At 43.3% G+C, this 21,812-nt stretch carries 19 protein-coding genes and 1 tRNA gene; 8 read left to right on the forward strand and 12 right to left on the reverse strand.

Annotation, left to right across the window (positions count from 1 at the left end):
* Positions 1–153: 153 nt before the first annotated feature.
* The 4 genes from NZ848_RS00005 to NZ848_RS00020 form a co-directional block, all read right to left on the reverse strand.
* Positions 154–654 carry a hypothetical protein gene (locus tag NZ848_RS00005; protein ID WP_253532799.1) on the reverse strand — a complete coding sequence of 167 codons (501 nt, stop codon included), beginning with the start codon at positions 652–654 and terminating at the stop codon, positions 154–156.
* Between the two features lie 24 nt (positions 655–678).
* Positions 679–930 (reverse strand): phosphoribosylformylglycinamidine synthase subunit PurS, encoded by a 252-nt coding sequence (purS, locus tag NZ848_RS00010; protein ID WP_101726793.1) that lies wholly within the window; start codon positions 928–930, stop codon positions 679–681.
* A gap of 44 nt (positions 931–974) precedes the next feature.
* Positions 975–1,727 (reverse strand): CDP-diacylglycerol--serine O-phosphatidyltransferase, encoded by a 753-nt coding sequence (pssA, locus tag NZ848_RS00015; RefSeq protein WP_253532801.1) that lies wholly within the window; start codon positions 1,725–1,727, stop codon positions 975–977.
* 180 nt (positions 1,728–1,907) lie between these two features.
* Complete coding sequence (locus NZ848_RS00020) at positions 1,908–2,630, reverse strand: GNAT family N-acetyltransferase (protein WP_259013862.1); 723 nt, start codon at positions 2,628–2,630, stop codon at positions 1,908–1,910.
* Between the two features lie 327 nt (positions 2,631–2,957).
* Here NZ848_RS00020 and NZ848_RS00025 point away from each other — a divergent pair, with 327 nt between their 5' ends.
* The 5 genes from NZ848_RS00025 (at position 2,958) to NZ848_RS00045 (ending at position 6,937) form a co-directional block, all read left to right on the forward strand.
* Positions 2,958–3,584, forward strand: coding sequence for a hypothetical protein (locus NZ848_RS00025; RefSeq protein ID WP_259013863.1), 627 nt, complete (start codon positions 2,958–2,960; stop codon positions 3,582–3,584).
* Between the two features lie 118 nt (positions 3,585–3,702).
* On the forward strand, positions 3,703–4,281 hold the full coding sequence (locus NZ848_RS00030) for an RNA polymerase sigma factor (RefSeq protein ID WP_259014127.1): 579 nt from the start codon (positions 3,703–3,705) through the stop codon (positions 4,279–4,281).
* Between the two features lie 42 nt (positions 4,282–4,323).
* Complete coding sequence (locus NZ848_RS00035) at positions 4,324–4,902, forward strand: hypothetical protein (RefSeq protein WP_259013864.1); 579 nt, start codon at positions 4,324–4,326, stop codon at positions 4,900–4,902.
* Complete coding sequence (locus NZ848_RS00040; RefSeq protein ID WP_259013865.1) at positions 4,877–5,962, forward strand: DUF4097 domain-containing protein; 1,086 nt, start codon at positions 4,877–4,879, stop codon at positions 5,960–5,962. The genes NZ848_RS00035 and NZ848_RS00040 overlap by 26 nt, the downstream gene beginning before the upstream one ends.
* Positions 5,963–6,037: 75 nt before the next feature.
* On the forward strand, positions 6,038–6,937 hold the full coding sequence (locus NZ848_RS00045; RefSeq protein WP_253532811.1) for an SDR family NAD(P)-dependent oxidoreductase: 900 nt from the start codon (positions 6,038–6,040) through the stop codon (positions 6,935–6,937).
* Here the strand turns inward: NZ848_RS00045 and NZ848_RS00050 are convergent, their stop codons facing one another.
* From NZ848_RS00050 to NZ848_RS00070, 5 genes are all read right to left on the reverse strand, one after another.
* Positions 6,938–8,095, reverse strand: coding sequence for an endonuclease/exonuclease/phosphatase family protein (locus NZ848_RS00050; RefSeq protein WP_259013866.1), 1,158 nt, complete (start codon positions 8,093–8,095; stop codon positions 6,938–6,940).
* Between the two features lie 56 nt (positions 8,096–8,151).
* Complete coding sequence (locus tag NZ848_RS00055; protein WP_259013867.1) at positions 8,152–9,093, reverse strand: hypothetical protein; 942 nt, start codon at positions 9,091–9,093, stop codon at positions 8,152–8,154.
* A 96-nt stretch (positions 9,094–9,189) separates the two neighbouring features.
* On the reverse strand, positions 9,190–10,566 hold the full coding sequence (locus tag NZ848_RS00060; RefSeq protein ID WP_259013868.1) for a sensor histidine kinase: 1,377 nt from the start codon (positions 10,564–10,566) through the stop codon (positions 9,190–9,192).
* A complete protein-coding gene (locus NZ848_RS00065; protein WP_259013869.1) occupies positions 10,566–11,246 on the reverse strand; it encodes a response regulator transcription factor in 681 nt (226 codons plus the stop codon). Before NZ848_RS00065 ends, NZ848_RS00060 begins: the two co-directional genes overlap by 1 nt.
* Positions 11,247–11,345: 99 nt before the next feature.
* Positions 11,346–12,479, reverse strand: coding sequence for a glycoside hydrolase family 88/105 protein (locus NZ848_RS00070; protein WP_259013870.1), 1,134 nt, complete (start codon positions 12,477–12,479; stop codon positions 11,346–11,348).
* Between the two features lie 228 nt (positions 12,480–12,707).
* On the opposite strand from NZ848_RS00070, the gene trxA reads away from it, so the two are divergent.
* A complete protein-coding gene (gene trxA, locus NZ848_RS00075; RefSeq protein WP_253532831.1) occupies positions 12,708–13,007 on the forward strand; it encodes a thioredoxin in 300 nt (99 codons plus the stop codon).
* Positions 13,008–13,068: 61 nt separating this feature from the next.
* On the opposite strand, the gene NZ848_RS00080 is transcribed toward trxA, so the two are convergent.
* Together NZ848_RS00080 and NZ848_RS00085 are read right to left on the reverse strand one after the other, a co-directional pair.
* Positions 13,069–13,221 carry a hypothetical protein gene (locus tag NZ848_RS00080; RefSeq protein WP_253532833.1) on the reverse strand — a complete coding sequence of 51 codons (153 nt, stop codon included), beginning with the start codon at positions 13,219–13,221 and terminating at the stop codon, positions 13,069–13,071.
* Positions 13,222–13,413: 192 nt separating this feature from the next.
* A complete protein-coding gene (locus NZ848_RS00085; protein WP_259013871.1) occupies positions 13,414–14,748 on the reverse strand; it encodes a 4Fe-4S dicluster domain-containing protein in 1,335 nt (444 codons plus the stop codon).
* 192 nt (positions 14,749–14,940) lie between these two features.
* Here NZ848_RS00085 and NZ848_RS00090 point away from each other — a divergent pair.
* Positions 14,941–15,016 (forward strand) — tRNA-Phe (locus NZ848_RS00090).
* A 111-nt stretch (positions 15,017–15,127) separates the two neighbouring features.
* Here NZ848_RS00090 and NZ848_RS00095 read toward each other — a convergent pair.
* Positions 15,128–18,424 (reverse strand): VCBS repeat-containing protein, encoded by a 3,297-nt coding sequence (locus NZ848_RS00095; RefSeq protein WP_259013872.1) that lies wholly within the window; start codon positions 18,422–18,424, stop codon positions 15,128–15,130.
* A gap of 230 nt (positions 18,425–18,654) precedes the next feature.
* Here NZ848_RS00095 and NZ848_RS00100 point away from each other — a divergent pair, with 230 nt between their 5' ends.
* The gene (locus NZ848_RS00100; RefSeq protein WP_259013873.1) at positions 18,655–21,786 is read left to right on the forward strand and encodes a SusC/RagA family TonB-linked outer membrane protein; all 3,132 of its coding nucleotides are present in this window, start codon (positions 18,655–18,657) and stop codon (positions 21,784–21,786) included.
* The last annotated feature ends 26 nt before the right edge of the window (positions 21,787–21,812 follow it).

A 21,812-nucleotide genomic window follows, 5' to 3' on the forward strand; every position in this document is an offset into this window, starting at 1 on the left:
AAAATAGGACTATTTATGTACTTTTTGAATCTTACCAGGTAAAATATCGCTACGCCGCTTAGTAAAACCCGAATCATTCCTATCTGAACTAAAAAAAGAAGCTGCCCCTTTTTGGACAGCCTCTTTAATAGCATTAACAAATGCTTAACAGTATCATGAAAAGTATTTCAAATGCATGGCATACAAGCCTGTAAACAGCGCAGCATTAATTAATGAGACAATGCCGATAGCCCAGCCCACTTGCCCGCCTAAGATTACAATAGGGGCAATAACACCCAGGGCATTACCGGCAATATATACGAAGAATCCTTTTTTACGTAAACTCCACATCCAGATTCCACCCAGTATCAACAGCACACTTGACACAATGCTTACCACACCTGTGGTTATCAGTGTTTTTTCTTCAAACATTTTGTTGGTTTCCTGTTGGCTTTCTTCTATCTTTTCCAGGTCTTTTTCTGAAAAGTACTTAGACATCATATCCATCATCATTTCATTGGCCTGCTCTTTACTGGCCACTACTTTTTCAGGCGCAAAAACGTTAGGAATGGCACCATAAAATTTGTAGGCATTCCACAAAAAAGTGAGTATGCATAAAACGGTAAGAAACGCAGGGCGAACAGGTACGGTGTTCTCATCAAATGGATTACGCATAGTAAAAATATTTATAAAGAATTGTTAAATAGCTGTAAGCTCAAAGCTGTATTCTTCCATTATCAGATTGGCCAAAAGTTTTTTGCAGGCATCTTCTACAATGCTTTCTGCAGTAGCTTTATCGGCTGCTTCTATTTCCATGTTAATGTGCTTACCGATGCGGCAATCACTGAAACCTTGAATGTCAAGGTTTTTAAGACCCAATAATACGGCTTTTCCCTGAGGGTCAAGGATTTCTTTGATAGGCATTACGTCAATCGAAGCGAGGAATTTCATAAGTATTTACCCCCATTCCCGAAACGGGGGATTTGGTTTAAAAATTACTCCCCTTTGGGAACAGGGGCAGACTTATTATTAAATAACGATAGAACAATATAAAGGAATACCACCAGCGGGATGCCCAGAAATTGCAAAACCACCAGCAAAATTACAGAAAGAATTATAAATATGTATTTGATTTTATTATCTACCCACGAAAAATTTTTAAACTTCATGGCAAACAGGGGTATTTCTGAAACCATCAGATAACTCATGACGATAGTATAGATAATTAGAAAAGTAACGTTGAAGATAACAAATGAATAGGAGGGGTTAAAGGTGATTATCAACGGAAACGACGCCACAACCAGCGCATTGGCCGGAGTGGGCACACCAATGAAGGAGTCTGACTGACGCGTATCTATATTGAATTTGGCCAGACGCAAGGCCGAAAATAACGCCAGTATAAAAGCTACATAAGATATTGGATGCCACGTTGTGTATGAAACCACGGTCTGGATATCATGTGCAGGCATGGCAGATTGATAACTGGTGTAACTGATAAGCCAGGCAATCATAAATGCAGGTAAGGCACCGAAAGTAACCATATCGGCCAGCGAGTCGAGTTCTTTACCAATGGCAGAGTGCTGATTGAGCAGGCGTGCCAGAAAGCCATCGAGAAAATCAAGCACACCGGCCAGAAAAATCAGGTAAGAGGCGTTTATCAGTTCACCCTGAAAAACAAAGATAATTCCGAAGCACCCGCATAGCAGGTTGCCGAGGGTCATGAGGTTAGGAACAGTAAAAAGTTTCATGTGTTGGGGTTTAGGTGACAGGTCTAAACTGCCGAAAATTACGATAATCCTCTGTTTAAACCGCGCAAATTATCATTAATCTGCATATTTATTAACTCGCAAGCATAAATTGAATGCCATAAAAAAAGCCTCGTTTCTGCAACAAGGCCTTCAGTTATTCAATAATACCGTTAATAGTGTCTATAATTCCACTAATTCCCTTGCTGCTGCCAATTTTTTTTTTCTACGTTCTTCACGTCTCAATAAAATTCTTTGTTTAAAGCGCATCCAGCGTTCGTAAAGCGGAAGTTCCTTAAGAAAATCCCAGTTTTCATGGTGCTTGCCATCGTCTTCTTTTTTCTTGGCTTCGGCCGGGTCAAACAGCATACCGGTGCAAAGGCAATGCTTACGGTTGGTACGCGTCAGGATATCATAATTGACACAGCTCGAACAGCCCTTCCAGAAGGCGTCATCGGCAGGCAGCTCACTGAAAGTGGTTGGCTCATAGCCCAGGTCAGAGTTAATTTTCATTACCGCCAGACTGGTTGTAAGGCCTATGATTTTGGCATCGGGGTATTTAGAACGCGAAAGCTCAAACGCTTTTTGTTTGATACGCGTTGCAATGCCGCTTTTACGATATTCAGGGTTTACAATCAGGCCCGAGTTAGCTACAAACTTACCGTGTTCCCAGGTTTCTATGTAACAAAAGCCAACCCATTTACGGGTATGGGTAAGCGCTATAATAGCCTTACCTTCACGCATCTTTTCACGCAAATAATCAGGAGAACGTTTGGCAATCCCTGTACCACGGGCCTTCGCACTCTCTGCCATCTCGTCACAAATAGTTTCTGCTAAGTTATAGTGGCTTTCGTTAGCTATTTGAACAATATATTGGTCGTCGGAAGTTATATCTGTATTATTCATCGTCATTTATTGGGCTTTCCCACAAACGGAGACGCTGTATCCTAAGATTGTTAAAATGAATATAAAGAAAAAAATATCGGAGGGGTTGTTTTGCCACGCAGGCAAAAGCGGTTATGGTCGAGTCCTTTCGGACCTGACATATCGAACTGGCGTTATGGGAAGACGAATGTTCATTTTTATAAGACAGATACAAAGATGTCAGCTTTAAAATTTATATCCAAAATATAAGCCCAATATTTTTGTATGAGCTAGAATAACGAAGCACCCCGGGTTTTAGTTCGTGGATTAGAAAAAATCTGATAACTTTGAAGAAAAAATGAATAAGCATTGAATACGCGCCTGGCCACCTTTCTATCGGTTATATTGCATCCTTTATTAATGCCAACAGTTTTGTTTATGATTCTGTTCTTTCTGGCACCTGTTTCGTTAGGTTTGGAAGGTCTGGAACCCATGTTCAGATGGATTGTGATCGGCTTTGTATTCATTTATACTTTTGCCATACCAGCTTACCTGATTTACCTGCTTAAACGCTGGGGCTTTATCAGCAGCCTTCAGCTAGAAAACCTGCAGGAACGCCGGCTACCTTATCTGCTTACTGCGCTTATTTATGGGCTGCTGGGCTATTTTTTATACAGTAAAAATTCTAGCCTGTTTGCATGTGCTTATATACTCTGGAGCATTACCATCGTTATTTTGTGTGTGGCACTTATCAGTTTCCGCTGGCAAATCAGTGCACATGGTGCGGGTATCGGCGGGGTGATTGGCGCACTGGCAGGTATTATGGTAAAGATGGGCGAAAACGCCCTTTTTATGCCGCTTTTGTTTTGTATGATATTAGCGGGGTATGTACTGGGCGCCCGTCTGCAGCTCAATGCGCATACACCAAAACAAGCCTGGGCCGGCCTTTTTTTGGGTGTAGGGTTAAGCCTATTAGCGGTCTCTTACTTTTTTTAATCATTTATTCTTCTCATTATCAGGGTTTTAAGCGGTGTTTTGAAAAAACTTACCTAAATTATGCAACATTCGCTTTTTTAGGGCGTCTTTTGTTTGAAACCATAAAACAGGATAACCTCTGGCTACCACAGTATTCATTAATAAACATGCCGACCTGGTCGAGCAATGTAAACGTGGCGAAAGTAAAGCGCAGTACGAGCTGTACAAGCATTACTCTAAAGCGATGTTCAATGTCTGCATGCGCATACTGAACCATGTAGGTGAAGCTGAAGATGTATTGCAGGAGGCATTTATTGACGCCTTTGCCAAAATCGGTGATTTTCGGCAGCAGGCAACATTTGGCGTATGGCTGAAACAGATTGTGGTTAATAAGGCCATTAACCACCTGCGCTCAAGAAGAGTAGAACTGGTAAATATTGACGAATACGGCATAGGTGGAGATGAATATGATATAGCTGATTACCCGGATACAAATACTTATAATGAAGATAACACTAAGTATGAGGTAGAACGCATCAGAAGGGCAATGGAGCAACTGCCCGAGGGTTTCAGAGTGGTGTTGTCTTTGTATCTTTTTGAAGGGTACGACCACGAAGAGATAGGGAATATATTGGGTATTAGCGAGACCACCTCGCGCACCCAGTATATGCGGGCCAAGAAGAGGCTCCTGGAAATAGTGAGCAGGCAATTGTTTTAAGTAAATGAATGAATTAAAAAATCCCGGCAAAGGGTGATAGATATGAAAGACCGTCTGGAAAGATTTGTGAGAGACAACCGTGAAGACTTTGATAGCTACGAGCCGTCTAAAGCCTTATGGAAAAAAATTGAAACTGAGGTAACGCAACAACAACCGAAAGGCAAACCCCTGAACGGCAAGATAGTAAAATTGGGCCGGGTGCAATGGCGCATGAGTATAGCCGCAGGCATTGCCCTGATACTTACGGTAGGTTATGGTATCATTACTTATATGCAGATGCCCAATGATATAACCGGTCTGAGCCTTCCGCCTGCTTATAGAAGCGCCTATGGCAAAGAACTGGTTCAGTTTACTTCGTTAGTAGAGCAAAAAAGAGAAGAGTTAAAGGCATTAGAGAAAGAAGACCCGCAGCTCTACCACCAGTTTGATGCCGAATTGCAGGCATTAGACAAAAATTACCAGAACCTGAAAAACGAGTTGCCGCAGAATCCGAATCCGGAAGAGCTGCTGAAGGCTATGGTACAAAACTTAAATATGCAGATCGATCTGTTAAACCAACAGTTACAAATAATTCAAAAAATTAAAAATATGAAAGATGGAAAAATTAAAACGATGGTATAGCCTCCCGGGGCAATTAAGAGGGGTGTTCCGGATATTGTTCTTTTTGTCGGCGGTGCAGGCATTTGCTGTACCCAAAGAAAAAGAATGGATTGAGAAGAAGAAAATTGTCAATTTGTCTTTCTCTATATCAGCCTCAGATAAAATTTATATCCAGAATCAGTTTGGCGATGTAAAAGTAAACTTCTGGGATAAAAAAGAAGTGCGGGCGGACGTAAGTATTACAGCTAGCGCGTCGTCGGAAGACCGGGCAGCGGATTTTCTGAGCACGGTAGACGTTTTTGGCAAAAAAGAGGGTAGTGTTGTGAGTATCAAAACCATTATGAACCAATCTGAAAACAGAAGCTGGAGTAATAAAGGTGACAAACACTCATTAAAAATAGACTACATCGTGTATATGCCTAAGTCTAATCCTTTGCAGTTGAAAAACTCATTCGGCAATAGTTACCTGCCCTCGTTTTCGGCGCCGCTGCAATTAGATTTGAGTTACGGTAAACTCATAGCTGATGATTTGCTTAACCCGCAGACGGAAGTTAAATTAGCCTTTTGCCAGAACTCTTACATAAAGTCAATGAATGGTGGCAGCCTGAAAGCATCTTACTCGGGTATCAAGATGGAAAAGGCCGATAACTTTGATTTTAATAACAGCTTTGGTGATATTGACATCAAAGAGGTAGGTAAAATTGATGCCAAAATCAGCTATTCTAAAGGTAGCATTGATTTGTTGAAAGAATCAGGCACCCTGAACCTGGAGTTTTCGGGTGGGTTTAAACTGGGGAGTGTAGGCAAGAACGTGAAAGAACTGGAAATAAAAGCCAATTATTCTCCGGTAGCCCTTATACTTGCTGATAATTCAAGCTATGATTTTGATGTAAAAGTTCATTATGGCGACTTTAACTACCCTAAAGACCAGGGCGTGTCTTTTACCAGAAATACCGATACTGAGAAAAAAGACAGGTATGGGTTTAATCCAACCAAGTATTATTCAGGCAAGCTGGGTAAAGGGTCGGCAAATTGTAAAATAACGGTTGATAGTAATTTTGGCAGTGTAAAATTGCAATAATTAAGCGTTCTGCAAATCAGGCAGGGCAGGTGTTTAACGCCTGCCCTGTTTTTGTTTTCTGGCTTTGCGTAGCCGGTGAATCTTACTTTTGTAAAACTATTGGTCAACCAGGCGGATAATCCTGGCGGGTTTTTTATTTTTGTAAAAACCATAGCACAGGGCATGAGCCAGATAAAAGACAGTGTATTTATTGTAACAGGGGCTGCCTCAGGTATAGGCAGGGCACTGGCTATACAGGCCGCCGCTGCCGGAGCTAAAGTAATAGCCACAGATGTAAACCAGACAGGGCTGGATGATACCCTGGCACTGGCATCTGGTACTATTAAAAAGTATCTGCTTGATGTGGCAGACCCTGAGCAGATAAAGCGCTTTGCAAAGGATATCATTCATGAATATCCGCATGAACCCATTATACTGGTAAATAATGCAGGGGTTGCGCTGTTTTCAGGTAGTTTTCTTGAAACATCGCTTGAAGATTTTGAGTGGTTGCTCAATATTAACCTGATGGGCGTAGTACGAATGACCAAGGCTTTTTTAAGACACATGGTTAAACTGAATCAGGGACACATCGTCAATATGTCGAGCGTTTTTGGTATAACAGCCATGCCTAATAATTCGGCTTATTCTACTGCCAAATTTGGTGTAAAGGGTTTTTCTGATGTATTGAAGCTAGAGTTGCTACGAACCAGCGTAAAGGTATCGTCGGTGCATCCAGGGGGTATTAAAACCAATATTGCGGCCAATTCAAGGCTGGGGCGCACCAAAGACAATGAAGAGGGCAGAAGAGCAATTAAACAATTTGAAAAAGCCGCCCTGAAGATGTCGCCCGATAGAGCCGCAGCTATTATACTGGCTGGCATTGAAAAAGACCGGCCACGCATTATAGTAGGTAAAGATGCCAGAACCCTTGATTTAATTGCTCGGGTTTTTCCGAATACCTATCATAAGGTTCTGGCCAGAATGTTTAAACGGTAATTAGCGTTGAGCTACCAGCGGGGTTGGTTTGTCAAGAGATTTTTTAAGTACATATTTGGCCACCACCGGAAAGTGGTCTGAGAACGTAATGCCTCGCATGGTCTGGCACGACTGCACCTGCCAGTCGGCACTAAAAAACTGTTGGTCTATCCGAACCCAGTAAGGCTTGCGGTTCAGGGTAAAACCAAGCCCCTGGCCGGCATCCTCAAAAGCATTTTTGAAGCTCAGGCGAAGCTTACCGTATGCATATCCGAACGGTATTTCATTGAAATCGCCACAAATAATAACCGGATACTTACTGCCTGCCACATAAGACTCCACTTCTTTTATCTGCTCGTCGCGGGCATCAAATCCTTCTTTCAAACGGCGGAATGTGTCGCTTATTTCAACAAAAAACTCACCAATATGGCCTTTTTTGAAGGCATCTGCCGCTTTGTTGATACGCACGCCCATCGACCACAAATGCACATTTACAACCCGTACGGTGTCTTGCTCATAGGCTATGTCGGCACATATAAAACCGTTGATATTAGGCTGGCCGTCACGGTCCCAGATTTTGCTGTATTGCTTGATAATCGGATACTGAGAAAACAAGGCCAGGCCTACTCTGGTGGTTGCATCGAGCGATATCAGTTTTTCAAACTTATCCTGATACTGCTCCTCTACATGGCCGTTGGGTACGTATTCCTGAAAACAGGCAATGTCTGCCTTTAAAGTTGCCCAGTTAACATTCTTACGGTCTGGCCCGCCAAAACTTTCACTATTGAAGCTCAGGACTTTTAATGATTGTGCCGACCCGAAGTCTTGCTGGCTGTTACCTATGCCAACAAAACGTTTAATAATGGGGAAGGTCATTAAAACCCATATAAAGCCGGCCGAGGCAATCAGTTTCTGGTTTTTATAAAGCAAATAACTGCTGGCTGTTAAACCGGCCAACACAGCAAGCGGCAGGCTCATCATAATAAATCCGGTAAGCCAGTGCCCAAAAATAGGGTAATAGCAAAAGGCCATTGTAATAAACAGGTAAAACAATGCCATGTAAGAACGTGGATATCTCTTAAAAACGGTGGCTATGCTCTTTAACCCAACCAGGGCTATTTCTCCAAAAGTCTGAATCATAGCCCATACAAATATTTTAAAGCCGTTTAATACTGTCATGTTTCCTCTGGTTTTCAGGTTAGAAATTAAACACAGGGCTTGCCATCAAAAGCAGCCTACTTCACTTCAAATGCACCTTTTCCAATCTTGAACCCTTCTGAATAAAGTTCTATTGTATATTTGCCAGCCGTATAGGGGGCATCGTGTGTATAGATGATATCAACTTTCTGGTCATTATTTTCAAATTGTACACTATGACGGGTGCTGAAACCCAGCTCATCACCTTCAAAATCAAAAACGCCACTGCCGGTGTTGTCGCTTACCACGCCACCGTTGGCATCAAGAATACGCACAATAATTTCTTTTTTGTTTTTAACTGCAATTGGATTGGCAGGCATAATGAAAGAAATTTTCAGCCGATGTATGCGAGACGCTCTGAAAGGCGTTGCTTCTCTTACTTTGCCATTGGCCGACAAAGCCGCAACCTGTACATTAATGGCTTTCATGGATGACGCTATGGTTACCTGCCTTTGCAGGTTGAAATTTTCAGCCGAGTACTCTGCCACCGTTTGCGACAAAGACTCTTTATCTGTTTTCAGGTTTTCGTTTTCAGTTAATACTACCTGCTTTTCAAACTCGAGTGTTTGGGTGCGTTCTTTTAACTGAGAGTTTTCTTCTTTCAGTAAACTAAATTCTTTGTCTTTGGCTGAAAGGAAATTTTCGTAGTCTTTTATTTTGGCGTCATATTTCTGTATTGAAAAGTTTAAATCAGACTTCAGCAGTTTTTTATCGTTTTCAAGCTGTACCCTGATGCGCTTCAACTCTGTAATATTGCCACCCATCTGATTGATTTTTTCAATTTTTTCGTCGAGCGCTTTTGAGATAGAATCCAGCTTTACCTGGGTGGCCGATAATTGCTCAACCTTTTGTGTCAATGATTGCTGAAGCTCAAAAGTCTCGTTTCGGGCGCCCATAAAAAGGTACCCCAACAATGCCAGGATACCGGTTAGTACTCCGAACGAAATCTTGAATACGCCTTGTGTTGCCGATGCACTCATGATACATAGTAATAGTTTGTTAACTACAAACTAAAACAACCCAACTTAAAGAGCCGTTAAACTCACTTTAAATTTACCTTAAAATATGATTGAAATTTATTGAAGCGGGAAACTGAGCGTAAATGTAGTGCCCTCAGAGTCAGAATTTACGCTTATGTCGCCATTGTGCAGCCGAACAATCTGCGATACGATGGCCAGGCCAACCCCGTGCCCTTGTACACCCTGGGCCGAGGCATTGCTTCTGTAGAAGGGCTGAAAAATATATGGAATGTCTCTTTTAGGAATAGCAGGGCCACTGTTAAAAAACGATACGGTTATCTGGCCGGGGTGTGAAAAAAAGTTGACAACAGCAGTTTTATTGTCTGAAAACTTGCAGGCGTTATCAAGCAGGTTCATGAAAACCACTTTCAGGGCTGCTTCGTTACCCGGTATAATTAATGCGTTCTCATCATCAGGGAAATTGGCAAAGGTCAGTTGAATCTGGTAGTCTTCATGCCACTTCTGTACCTGGCTTTTGGCCTCCCATAAGAGTTCGTCGAGCCTGACAGGTGTGTATTTTACATTTTCTGCATTGGCCACTACATTCGCCAGATTCAACAGGGTGTTGGTCAACTGGGTAAGGGTGCGGGTGTCTTCCTGTAGCGATTTCAGACTTTTTTCGTAGGCCTCGGGGCTGCGTTTCTGAAGCAGTGTTACTTCTATCTGCGAATAAATCTTGGTAAGTGGATTCTTTAACTCGTGCGACACGTTGGCAATGAACATCTTCTGGGTTACCAGGGCTTCTTCAATGCGGTCGAGCAGTTGATTAAACGTGGCAACCAGTGTGCCTATTTCGTCATCAGGGTTTGGGTATTCCACCCTTTTTTTGACATTACGCGGGAAAATCTGATTTACCTGCCTGATAACACCCGACACAGGCGCCAATGCCCGATTGGCAAAAAGCCAGCCGGAAATACCCAGCAGCAAAATGCCTACGCCTACCATTACAATCAGAATTTTTTTTAGGTCTTTCAGTGCCTCATGCCCGGTGGCGTCAATGGCACTCACAATAACCCAGTTACCTTTATTTTTGGTGGATGCGAAATGAATGCCCAGCACCTGATAATCATTATAACTGGTGTAGGCCGTCGGTGCGGCAGATGCCACCAGCGGGAGTAGCTTTTTATGAAAGCTGGTGTCGGCAGGATGAGTAAAAAAAATGAACTGCTCGAGGGTTTCGTTATAAACCGATATGCTTTCGCTGGTTAATAGCTCTTTGTCTGATACATTCACCAGTTTCATTACCGTTGTATCGGCGGCCTGTATATCAAATAACAAAGTTGTAGTGGTAATGGCGCGGTCTTGCAGGCGTTTATAAAAACGCTTTTCGAGGTATAGTTTACTGAAGAAATAAACCCCGAAAGAAAATATCAGAAGTACCGCCGTTACCAGTATGACAAACTGATAGGTTAGCTTTGAGCGAATGTTTTTCATCAGGAAACTACTTTCAGCACATAGCCCATCCCTATTTGTGTGTGCAGAAGCTTGGGTTCAAAGTCTTTATCTATTTTTTTTCTTAAAAAATTCACATAAACCTCAATCACGTTGGTGCCTGTATCAAAGGTAACATCCCAAATTTTTTCGGCCAGCTCGGCCTTTGCAATAACCCTGCCCTGATTACGGATAAAGTACTCCAGTAAGCCGAATTCTTTGGCTGTCAGGGTAATTTCCTGCCCGGCGCGTGTTACGGTTTTGGTGTCCAGATCCATTTCCAGGTCGGCAACTTTCAGGGTATTTGAGGTATGCATAATACCAATGTTGCGGCGGGTAAGTGCGCGTACCCGTGCCATCAATTCTCTGAACTCAAACGGCTTGGCCAGGTAATCATCTGCCCCGGCATCCAGGCCTTCAATCTTGTCGTCAGTTGTACCCAAAGCCGTCAGAAGCAGCACCGGCGACGAAACCCCAACTTCGTGCAGTTTCCGGCAAAGCTCCAGCCCATTCATGCCCGGAAGTATGATATCAGATATGATAAGTGCATATACCTGCCTTGTGGCCAGCTGGAAACCCATGGCACCGTCGTAGGCTATATCAACTTCCCACTGCTGCTCTTCCAGGCCTTGTCTGATTAACTCAATGGTTCGTACTTCGTCTTCAATCACTAAGATTTTCATGTCTGGTGGCTTTAGATTTACCAAAATTATAAAATTAAACCGAAAACGCAGCTAAGTAAGCACACTTAGCTGCGTTTTCGGCAGAAAATGCGTACCCGCTCAGCGTTTTATTTTATATACCTCTGATAAGGCCAGCATGAAGCACCCCAGCCCGAAATCTTCATAGTCAGGAACTTTATCATAGGTAACAGGCTGGCCATCTTTTGGCTCTTTGCCTGTACCCTGCACATAGCCCAGAAATCCATTCGGATGCACACAGTTGTTCATGATGGCATGGGCTGCCTTGGCCATTGGCGGGTAAAACTTACGGCGGTCAAGAATACCCTTGTTAATGCCCCATGCCATGCCATATAAAAATAACGAAGTGCCCGTTAACTCTTTGCCTCCAAAATCGTTCGGGTCGGCCAGGCTGGCATTCCAGAAACCATCTGTCCGTTGTAAGGGTAGCAGGGCATTCATCATTTCCAGATACGTTTTTTGATATTCATCGCGGTGCGGGGCATCTTTGGGTAAAATATCCAATACACGTACCAATGCTGCTACAACCCAGCCATTCCCCCGGGCCCAGTAGCAACTTTTGCCTCCCGGGGTTGCATACGGCGGGTCAAAGTCTTTGTCCCGCCACCATAAACCATCTGCCTCATTATACAACCCCTTTTCGCCGTGCCGGGTTTTGGTATACAGATATAATTCGTGCATTTTTTCAAAATAACGGTTGTCTTCGTATATAACCCCCAACTGAGCAAACACAGGCATGGCCATCTGCAGGGCATCTACCCACCACCAGTCGTCTTTTTTTGGGTTGTTCAGCATACTATCTATAGATGCCTTAATATCATGAATACGCTCAGGTTTAGGGTCTATTACATACAAATCTATGTAGGTTTGTCCGCAGCACTGGTCGTCGGCATTGCGGGTGGCGATGCCATTGCGCAAGCCCCATTTATGGCCTTCTCCCCAGGCCACTGCGTAGTCGTAATATCTTTTTTGAGGGTCAATTTTATAGAGTGCCATCAGCCCTTCATAGTACACACCCCTGGTCCAGATATTGCTGGGTCTGGTTTTGTCTGGTCCGGCAATGGGTTTGCTGACATCCGGCCACCGGAGCATAAAATATTCGTTGGCAAGGTTGATGGTTTTCAGGATATCCTGATTTTTAGGCAGGCTTTGCGCAAAGGCACAAAAGCTGGCAAGCAAAAAAATGATAGTTAATGCAGATATAATTTTCTTCATGGAGCTTGATTACTGAATAATATACTTCTAATATGATAAAAAGACGTTTGCCAATAATAAATGGCTGCTTCCAAACACAAAGATAACGTTTTGGGTTGAGTAACTTTCCTGTGCTGTGTGGGTTGTGAGTAAAAGCCCCTGAGCAGTGCGAAGCTTTGATAAGCTGAATTATGAGATTTCTGAAACCCGGGCTGCCTGTATTTTGTTGATGATAGAAATTATACCATTATGACAGGAACATTTGAAGAACTGATAGCCTCAGAAACGCCCATACTTATTGATTTTTTTGCTGAATGGTGTGGGCCGTGCAAGGTTTTATCACCCACTTTACAGCAATTGGCGCATGAAGCAGGCGATCATCTCAAGATAGTAAAAATAGATGTAGACAGGAATCCGAAACTGGCTAATAAATACAAAATATCAGGGGTGCCTACATTAATGCTTTTTAAGAACAGTGAGCTTAAATGGCGGCAGTCTGGCGTATTGTCTTTACCGCAATTGAAAAGTGTTGTTGAGAAGTACAGGTAACAGCAAAAGAGAAACCACTCTAAGCGTATGTGCCTTTAGAGGTAGTAATAAAACGGGCAGATTAAGATATGATTTCTTTTTCAATAATGTCAGACGCTGCCTGTTCAAAGAAACGCTTGATGCCATCAAAGGCACCGCTCACAATGGCCAATGGTAAAAGAAGTGGCATGAAAATTATCCATTGTAAAAACATGGATGAATTGAATTTTTTCATAATGGTAGAGGCAAACTTGTAAATAGGTAAATAAGATTACTTAATTAAACGTGGCTCTGATGGGTATAATACCGTTCAGTAACGTTTACTTCTATGTAAAGTTAAAAAAAATATCACCTAAGTGCAAAGTTTTTCTACATTAAAAATTGATTTTATGGTAAAGTTATTTTCCGGTACCTAAAATCAGGTTAATCAGGGGTTGTTGAGGTTTTCTGCCCAGTTGAATCGGTCTCCCGGCGAAAGTTTCCAGGGAGCCATGTTGTTTTCCAGATTCGAAAACATCGCATTCCATGACCCGGGCGCGGAAGATTCTTCCATTACTTTGTAACGACGCAGCTGAAGAATGATATCAAGCGGCGATATATTAACAGGGCATTGTTGTACGCAGGCATTGCAGGTGGTGCAGGCCAGAATTTCTTCTTCCGTAATGTAGTCGCCCAGCAGGGTTTTTCCGCTATCATATTCATAGCCGTTTTGTAACCAGCCTTTCTGGATTTCCTCCAGTCTGTCGCGCGTGTCCATCATTATTTTGCGTGGCGACAGTTTTTTGCCTGTTATATTAGCCGGGCAGGCAGAGGTGCAACGGCCACACTCGGTGCAGCTGTAGGCATCCATCAGGTTTTTCCAGCTCAGGTCTTTTACATCCTTAGCACCAAAGCGGCCCACTTCAGCCGGTGTTGCATCTGGTTGCTCAATTCCCAGCATGATTTTCACCTCTTTTGTTACAGCTGGCATGTTGTGCATTTCTCCTTTGGGGTCAAGATTCGAAAAGTAGGTATTAGGAAACGCCAGAAAGATATGCAGGTGTTTTGAGTAGGTAACGTAAAGAGCAAAACCCATAATGCCCAGAATATGAAACCACCAGGCAACGCGTTCATAGGTAACAAGGGCGGTGTCGCTCCAATTATTAAAAATTGGTTGTAGCCATTGGCTAACCAGAAAATTACCCGTTGATGCCTCTGCATAATGGCCAACGCCCCTTTGTTGCAAAATGGTATCTGCGGCATTCATACTCAGAAATGCCCACATCAATAATACCTCGGTTATCAATATAATATTGGCGTCTGTGCGGGGCCAGGATGTCATTTCACGGTGACGGCTCTCCTGAAAGCGTGGTACTTTAATAACATTTCTTCTGATAAGAAATACCAGACAAACGGCTACTACACCCAGGGCCAGTAGTTCAAAAAAATTAATCAGAAAACCGTAAAGACTGCCCAGCAAAGGGTAGAACAGGCGATGGGTGCCCAGTATGCCGTCCAGCATTATTTCCAGCACTTCAATATTAATTATCAGAAAACCTGCATAAATGATAAAGTGCATTAGCCCTACAATTGGTCGGTTGAACATCTTTTTTTGCCCGAAAGCAATCAATAGCATGGTTTTAAGGCGCTCAGCCGGCCGGTCGGTACGGTCTTCGGCTTGGCCCAGCAGGATGGTTTTCTTGATAAGTTTTACCCGGCGGCCTATAAAAAAACCAGCGGTTGCTAATGCGGCTACAAATAATATCTGGGCGAGTACTTGCATGATATCAGTATTTGGGAAAATAATGGTTGGTAATTTGCCAAACAGTATGCTTGCATACCATTACAAATATAGTCAAAAAACATATAAAGCAAGCGTTGTAAAAATTTTTAAGATTTTTTTTGCCTGAAATTTGTTCATAAAAAGTTTTTGTCTAATTTTGCAGTCCCAAAACACAGGGAATGGTGGTAATAAGGTAATGTAGCTCAGTTGGTAGAGCAAAGGACTGAAAATCCTTGTGTCGGCGGTTCGATTCCGTCCATTACCACCAGAAAATAAAGGCTTTATGAAGAAATTCGTAAAGCCTTTATTTGTTTACATGAAAAATTCACGGCTCTGAAGCTGTTTAGCATCATGGCCGTGAATTTTTTTGGATGCCACCCTATGGGTGAGCCTTTTTTTGAAGCTGATAAGATTGCACCTTGCCTGCATTGGCAAAAACCTGCATTACTCCGGTTTTTTTGAAGAACACACATTTACGGGTGTCACCCTGAAAATTCAGGCCGCTTTGGTCAAAGTCAACAGGCTGAAACCCTCCCTTCCCGTTGCCCAGCAGCAGGGCGCCTTTGGATGCATCCTGCCTGCCCTGATGGGCCTCATTGGCAAAGAAATTACCCGCTAAAAGTATGTCCTGGTGCCCATCCTGATTGAAGTCTTCGGATAGTATTGAAAAAACGGGCGATTGTTGTGCCTGCCAGGGGAGTTGCGTAAGGCTGAAACCGCCCTTGCCGGTATTTATACCTATACAGCTGCGTAGTTCATAGGCTTGCTTCTCAATAGCCCCTTTCTTATCGGTTTCGCTGAAGAGGTCATCAAACAAAACGCCGGAGTAGTCTTTAAAATTGGTGTATCTTTTCCGGAAACTGTTGATTTGCAGGTTCAGGTTGTCGCGCGGATGCACCGGTACCAATTGATTGTTAACATACTGGCCCATAACGGGGTCAATTCTGCCGTTGTTATCAAAGTCTTTGGCCAATAGCACAACCGGGTGTTGTGGGGTGGCCTTATAAAATGAGTTCAACCCTTCATTACCCAGCACTAAATCAATCAGGCCGTCATGGTTCAGGTCGGTAGTTGCTATTGTGTTCCACCAGCCTTCTGTTCCGGCCTTTTGGGTGTGTGTAAACTGCCCTCGCTTGTTAATCAGTGTAGTCAGGGGCATCCATTCACCTACTACCACCAGATCGGTATAGCCGTCTTGGTTAATGTCTATGGCGGCGGCGTCGCACACCATTCCCAGCTTGCTCAGATAAGGTGCAACCTGAGCGGTGGCATCAGTAAATTTGCCTTTATCGTTTCTGAGTATATAGCTTGGAGGGGCAACCGGATATTGATTTGGAGAAACACGCCCGCCAATAAAAATGTCAAGGTCGTGGTCGTTGTCAATATCAAGGGTGGTAATTGTACGGCTGCTTACGTGTAATAGCGGGAAATCAGCCGTGTTTTTAAAATTGCCCCGGCCATCATTGAGCCATAATTGTGGCCGGTAGGCTTCTGCTATATCCAGAGGTCGCTCGCAACTGCCTCCGGCAAAAATCAGATCCTGGTCTCCGTCATTATCAGCATCAAAAAAATGTATCGCCCCAACTTCCATCAAACGGCTGGTGGGTATTTCCTGTATCCTGCTGAATTTCCCATCCTTATTCTGCACAAAAACCTGTGTTTCGCTACCATACAAAGCACCTCCTATGGCAAGGTCTTCCAGCCCGTCGCCGTTGATATCCGCTTTAGCTACTGCCGGCCCGGGCTTCGAGAGCATTTTATGCAAGGTGGCTGTTTGGTTAAAGTCTATATATGTAAAGTCTTTATGCTCAAAATCGGGTGCATGGTCAGTTGTTTCAAAAAGCTTTTCTGCAATCAGGGGTGAGGGTTTACCATTTGTTGCGTCTTCATATTTCAGGGTAATTGTTGTTGTCGTACTGTCAATGCCATATTTTCTCTGCACTTTGCCATCAGGCCAGGTAATCATCAGAGAGTCGATTTTTTTCTTTTTTCCTAAACCTACTACAATGTTACGTGGCATGGAAGACAGGTAGCCCCTTACAGGGTAGTTTTCAAATAACAGCACTTCATGGCCAATCCAGGCGTTTATCCGCGTTCCTATGCCTGCTTTATTATTGGCATCACCCTTCAGGTTAATTGTAAGGCTGCTATTTTGCTTATCTGAATTGTTTCTGAAGACCGATGCTTCGCTATCTACATTATTTACTATCAAATCAAGGTCTCCGTCGTTATCAAGGTCGGCATAGGCGGCTCCATTGGCATAAGACAATTCATCCAGCCCCCAGCTTTCAGATACATTTTCAAAATCAAGGTTATTCCTGTTTCTGTAAGCATAGTTTTTCAGTGGTATTTCTGGCACCATTTCCATCAGTTTTTTACGGTTTTCTACCCTCGATTTGTTTGAGCCAAACATATCTTTGTTGCGGTAATAGCTGATAAAGTCCAGGTCTGTTACGTTTTTTCTATAACCATTGGTAATAAATATGTCTTTGCGGCCGTCATTGTCCAGGTCGCAAAGAAGGGTAGACCAGCTCCAGTCTGTTTTGGCTACACCGGCCAATAATCCGTTTTCGCTGAACTGCGGAATCCCCCCCGCATTTCCCACATTGATTTGAAGCATGTTTCGCATATACTGCAACTCATAATTGTATGGTGCGTGTATACTCATTTCTTTTTTGTCGTAGTCGGGCTTGCCCAGCATTTGCTTCTGGCGGGCGTTATCTTCGGGCAGCATATCCAGCTGGAAAATATCTACTTTGCCATCCTGATTGATATCGGCGGCATCAATACCCATACCAGACAAAGCCGTGTGAGGCATAGCGGTTTTAATTACGTTCTCAAATTGTCCGTTGCCCTTATTGAGATAGAGTGCATCTGAGCTCAGGAAATCGTTCGAGCAATAGATGTCAGGCCGGCCATCATTATTATAATCAGACACCACCACGCCAAGCCCCAGACCTTCATAAATGATTCCGGCCTCTGCCGATACATCTCTGAACACCGGATGCCCGTCTGTTGTGCCATCATTTTTGAAAAGTTTGCTGGCAGAAGGATGCGACCCATCGTTAATGGCCGGCCTCAGGTAACTTGGGTTCTGGGTATCAGGCGAGGTATTCAATAAGAAGGCATCCAGGTCTCCGTCTCCGTCATAGTCTAAGAAGGCGGTTTGGGTGGTGTAGCCTGCGTAATCTAATCCGTAGGCGGCGGCAGCTTCTTTAAAAGTGGGGGCAGAGGTCTTTTGATTAATGAATAACAGGTTATGTGTGTCAGCCATTGAGGGGTGGTAGGCTACCGATATATAAATATCATCCCAGCCGTCATTATTAATGTCAATTATCGAAACCCCGTTGCACCATCGGTTGGTTGACAGCCCGGCCTGTTTGGTTATTTTATCAAATTTCAGGTTTCCTTTATTGAGGTAAAGCTCTGAGCTTACCTGATTGCCCGTCAGGAACACATCCATTAAGCCATCATTGTTAAAGTCTCCGATTCCAACCCCACCACCATTATAAAAATTTGTAAATGTAAAAGCATTCAGCGAGTCGTTTGCCTTCAGTGAATTAACAAAATCAACGCCTGTTTCTGTTACAGCCAGTTTATTGAACAGCCTGGCGTTTTTTTTTTTGCACCCGGAGATAAATAATAGTAAAAGTAAAAATAATAGGGATGGTTTCATGATTGATTTATAGAAATTGATTGTGATTTTAATTAAATATTTCAAGAACTGCACGTGCAATTGTTAAAAAAGTACTAGTTAATAAAAAAAAAATCATACTTAGTTTTTTTTATCGTTTTTATGTGTACATTTGACACATATTTGATTTGTGTGTATTTGACACATATCAAAATTATATAAAAAAACCTTATAAAACTTCTATTTGTACAATTTATTTTAACTCTTAAAAAATGAAGGTAAACAATTACAAACCGACCATCCAGCGAGGTTTATCACGCAAGTCGATAAGGCTGTTGCTGTTTTTCTTAATGTCTTTATTTTCGGTTGGCTCACTGATGGCTCAGGTCAGAGGGGTAGTCAAAAACGAAAATGGCGAGGCATTTCAAGGAGTAAATGTTGTGATTAAGGGCGAAACCAAAGGAACAGTAACTGATGCTGCCGGCCGTTACGAAATTAAGGCTTCCAGCGAGTCTGTTCTGATATTTAGTTTCCTGGGGTATAAACCTGCTGAAATTAGAGTTGGTAATCAGAGGGAAATTAACGTAACCCTGGATGTAGATGCCGGTCTGATGGAAGAAATCGTGGTAGTTGGATATGGTACACAGAAGAAATCGTCACTGACGGGTGCAGTGTCATCCATCACCAACAAAGAGCTGGCCACGCAACCGGTTATCAGCGCCACGCAGGCCATGCAGGGCCGGGTGGCAGGGGTATCTATTGTTAATAATAGCAGCCCCGGAGCTGAGCCAACCGTTCGTATCAGAGGGGTAGGGTCCATCAGCTTGAACCCTAATCCGCTTTATGTAATTGACGGGGTGCCTGCCGGGGGCTTAAATACCATTGCACCCAACGATATTGAATCAATTGAAGTTTTAAAAGATGCCAGCGCTTCTGCCATTTATGGTTCAAGAGCGGCCAATGGCGTTGTTTTGATAACCACCAAAAAAGGAAAGGCCGGTAAACTTACCATCAGCCTTGACTCTTACGTGGGTACGCAATCTGCCTGGAAAACCCTGGACCTGCTGAACAGCGAGCAGTATATCAAATATGGTACAGCTTTATTGACTGCTTCAGGTCAACCTGTTCCTGGTCGTTTTTCGGCCATGAACACCCCAATTTATGAGGGTGCCACTACCACATTTGCCCAAACCCAGACCAACTGGCAGGATGTAATGTTTAAAAATGGCCCTATTCATAACAACCAGCTTTCATTGGCAGGCGGAACCGAGAAATCGAAGTTTTACCTTTCGCTGGGTAATTTCAAGCAGGAGGGTATCCTGCCATTTACTGAATATGGTCGCCAGAGCATCCGGTTAAACTCAGACCATAGCATTTCTAAATACATATCAATCGGGCAGACCATGATGGTGACGCAAGACAAACGCATTGCCGAAAGAGATGCCGGTGGCCGGAGCATGGTAATGAACATTATGCGTATGGTGCCTTACTGGCCTGTAAGCGACCCGACTAAACTGGGTGGTTACAGTACTACTGCACAGGGGCTTGATGCTACCGACCCTGAAAACCCGATGCGTATTGCCGTACAGGAGCAAAAAGACCAGATAGACCGCTCTTTTAAAATTCTGGGTACAGTATATGCCGAAGTGAAATTTACTAACTGGCTGCGTTACAAATTTACCATGGGTGGCGACTACTCAAGCTCTATTTTCAACGGGTTTGTACCCATTTACAATGACGGTAACCGTAGCCGCCAGACAGCAGAGCTTACCCAGAACAGAGGGCAGTATTTTTCTACCATACTTACTAATCAGCTAACTTTCGATAAAACCTTCGGAAAGCATTATGTAAACGCTACCGCGGTGCTTGAAAGACAAGACGCTACCTTCAAGTCTATCAACCTGACAGGCCAGAGACCCGACAATAACATTAAAGAGATACAAGGCGCAGCCAATGTCAATGGTAACACCTCAAGTTCTGAAAACACCTTGTTGTCTTATGTGGGTCGTTTAAACTATGAGTACAACAGCAAATACCTTTTGAGTGCAACGGTACGCCGCGACGGCTCATCAAAATTTGCACCGGGTAACAAGTGGGGTACGTTCCCTTCGGTTTCACTGGGTTGGAGAATCAGCGAAGAAGCTTTCATGAAAGACATCGTAGCTATTAACGAACTGAAACTGAGAGGAAGTGTGGGTGTAACGGGTTATAACTCAATAGGAGACTATGACTGGCAACCGTTGATTTCAGCCAATAATACTAATTATTCGTTCGGTAATGCTTCACAGTTAGGTTCTTATTTCAACAGCCTGGGTAACACCGGCCTGAGCTGGGAAGAAACAACCATGAAAAACCTGGGTTTAGACCTTTCGTTGTTCAGCAACAAGGTAAGTATCTCAACCGAGATATACTCACGTAAAACAGATGGTCTATTGCTTCGTGTGCCTCTGCCAGACTCAGAAGGATATTCTAACAGCCCATTGGCCAACGTAGGTAGCATGGAAAACAGAGGTTTTGAGCTTTCTCTGGGTTATCATATTGATAAAAAAGACTTCAAGTCAACCATTACAGGAACTTTTGACCTGGTAAGAAACAAAGTATTAAGCCTAGATACGCCAAATGCTACTATTAATGCAGGTAACAATGCCGATTTTGGTGGATTTGACATCACCCGAACAGAAGCAGGGAGTTCGTTACAGTCGTTCTACGGCTGGCAGGTAGAAAAAATCTTCCAGAATGAAGGCGAAATAGCGGCGGCCAACGGTGCAGACGGCAACTCAGGCACTCCGTATCAGAACGAGGCCACCAAGCCCGGCGATATCAAGTTCAGAGATTTGAACAACGACGGTAAGATTGATGCCAATGACAGAACCTATCTGGGCAGCTACCTGCCTAAATTCTCTTATGGTCTTAACTACTCAGGAACCTACAAAAACTTCGATTTCTCATTGTTCTTCCAGGGTGTGCAAGGCAATAAAATCTATAATGGAACCAAGGTGATTGGTCAGGGTATGTTAAGACTATTCAATGCCACTACTGATGTGCTAAATGCCTGGACACCATCTAACACCAACACAGATGTGCCAAGAGCCGTTAGCGGTGACCCTAACCAGAATGCAAGAACTTCTGACAGATTTATTGAAGATGGATCGTACCTGCGCCTGAAAAACCTGACCGTAGGTTATACCATACCATCAGACAAAATTTCTAAGCTGACCAATAATGTGCTTACCAGAGCCAGAATTTATTTTACCAGCCAGAACCTGCTCACTTTTACCAAGTATAGCGGCTATGACCCTGAGATTGCCTCAAGAAACGGTAACCTGCTTACCAATGGGGTAGACTACGGCATGTACCCTCAGGCGCGCACGCTTACTATTGGTTTAAACCTTGGTTTTAATTAAGAAATTGCCAAAAAAGATTTAAAATA

The organism is Emticicia fluvialis, from assembly GCF_024793945.1.
Taxonomy (GTDB): Bacteria; Bacteroidota; Bacteroidia; order Cytophagales; family Spirosomataceae; genus Emticicia; species Emticicia fluvialis.

Coding starts and splice junctions, on each gene's coding strand:
- NZ848_RS00050 (WP_259013866.1), bottom strand. CDS start 8,095: ATGACAGTATTAAACGGCTTTAAAATATTTGTATGGGCTATGATTCAG.
- pssA (WP_253532801.1), bottom strand. CDS start 1,727: ATGAAACTTTTTACTGTTCCTAACCTCATGACCCTCGGCAACCTGCTA.
- NZ848_RS00055 (WP_259013867.1), bottom strand. CDS start 9,093: ATGAGTGCATCGGCAACACAAGGCGTATTCAAGATTTCGTTCGGAGTA.
- NZ848_RS00020 (WP_259013862.1), bottom strand. CDS start 2,630: ATGAATAATACAGATATAACTTCCGACGACCAATATATTGTTCAAATA.
- NZ848_RS00085 (WP_259013871.1), bottom strand. CDS start 14,748: ATGCAAGTACTCGCCCAGATATTATTTGTAGCCGCATTAGCAACCGCT.
- purS (WP_101726793.1), bottom strand. CDS start 930: ATGAAATTCCTCGCTTCGATTGACGTAATGCCTATCAAAGAAATCCTT.
- NZ848_RS00060 (WP_259013868.1), bottom strand. CDS start 10,566: ATGAAAAACATTCGCTCAAAGCTAACCTATCAGTTTGTCATACTGGTA.
- NZ848_RS00080 (WP_253532833.1), bottom strand. CDS start 13,221: ATGAAAAAATTCAATTCATCCATGTTTTTACAATGGATAATTTTCATG.
- trxA (WP_253532831.1), top strand. CDS start 12,708: ATGACAGGAACATTTGAAGAACTGATAGCCTCAGAAACGCCCATACTT.
- NZ848_RS00095 (WP_259013872.1), bottom strand. CDS start 18,424: ATGAAACCATCCCTATTATTTTTACTTTTACTATTATTTATCTCCGGG.
- NZ848_RS00035 (WP_259013864.1), top strand. CDS start 4,324: ATGAAAGACCGTCTGGAAAGATTTGTGAGAGACAACCGTGAAGACTTT.
- NZ848_RS00040 (WP_259013865.1), top strand. CDS start 4,877: ATGGAAAAATTAAAACGATGGTATAGCCTCCCGGGGCAATTAAGAGGG.
- NZ848_RS00005 (WP_253532799.1), bottom strand. CDS start 654: ATGCGTAATCCATTTGATGAGAACACCGTACCTGTTCGCCCTGCGTTT.
- NZ848_RS00070 (WP_259013870.1), bottom strand. CDS start 12,479: ATGAAGAAAATTATATCTGCATTAACTATCATTTTTTTGCTTGCCAGC.
- NZ848_RS00100 (WP_259013873.1), top strand. CDS start 18,655: ATGAAGGTAAACAATTACAAACCGACCATCCAGCGAGGTTTATCACGC.
- NZ848_RS00065 (WP_259013869.1), bottom strand. CDS start 11,246: ATGAAAATCTTAGTGATTGAAGACGAAGTACGAACCATTGAGTTAATC.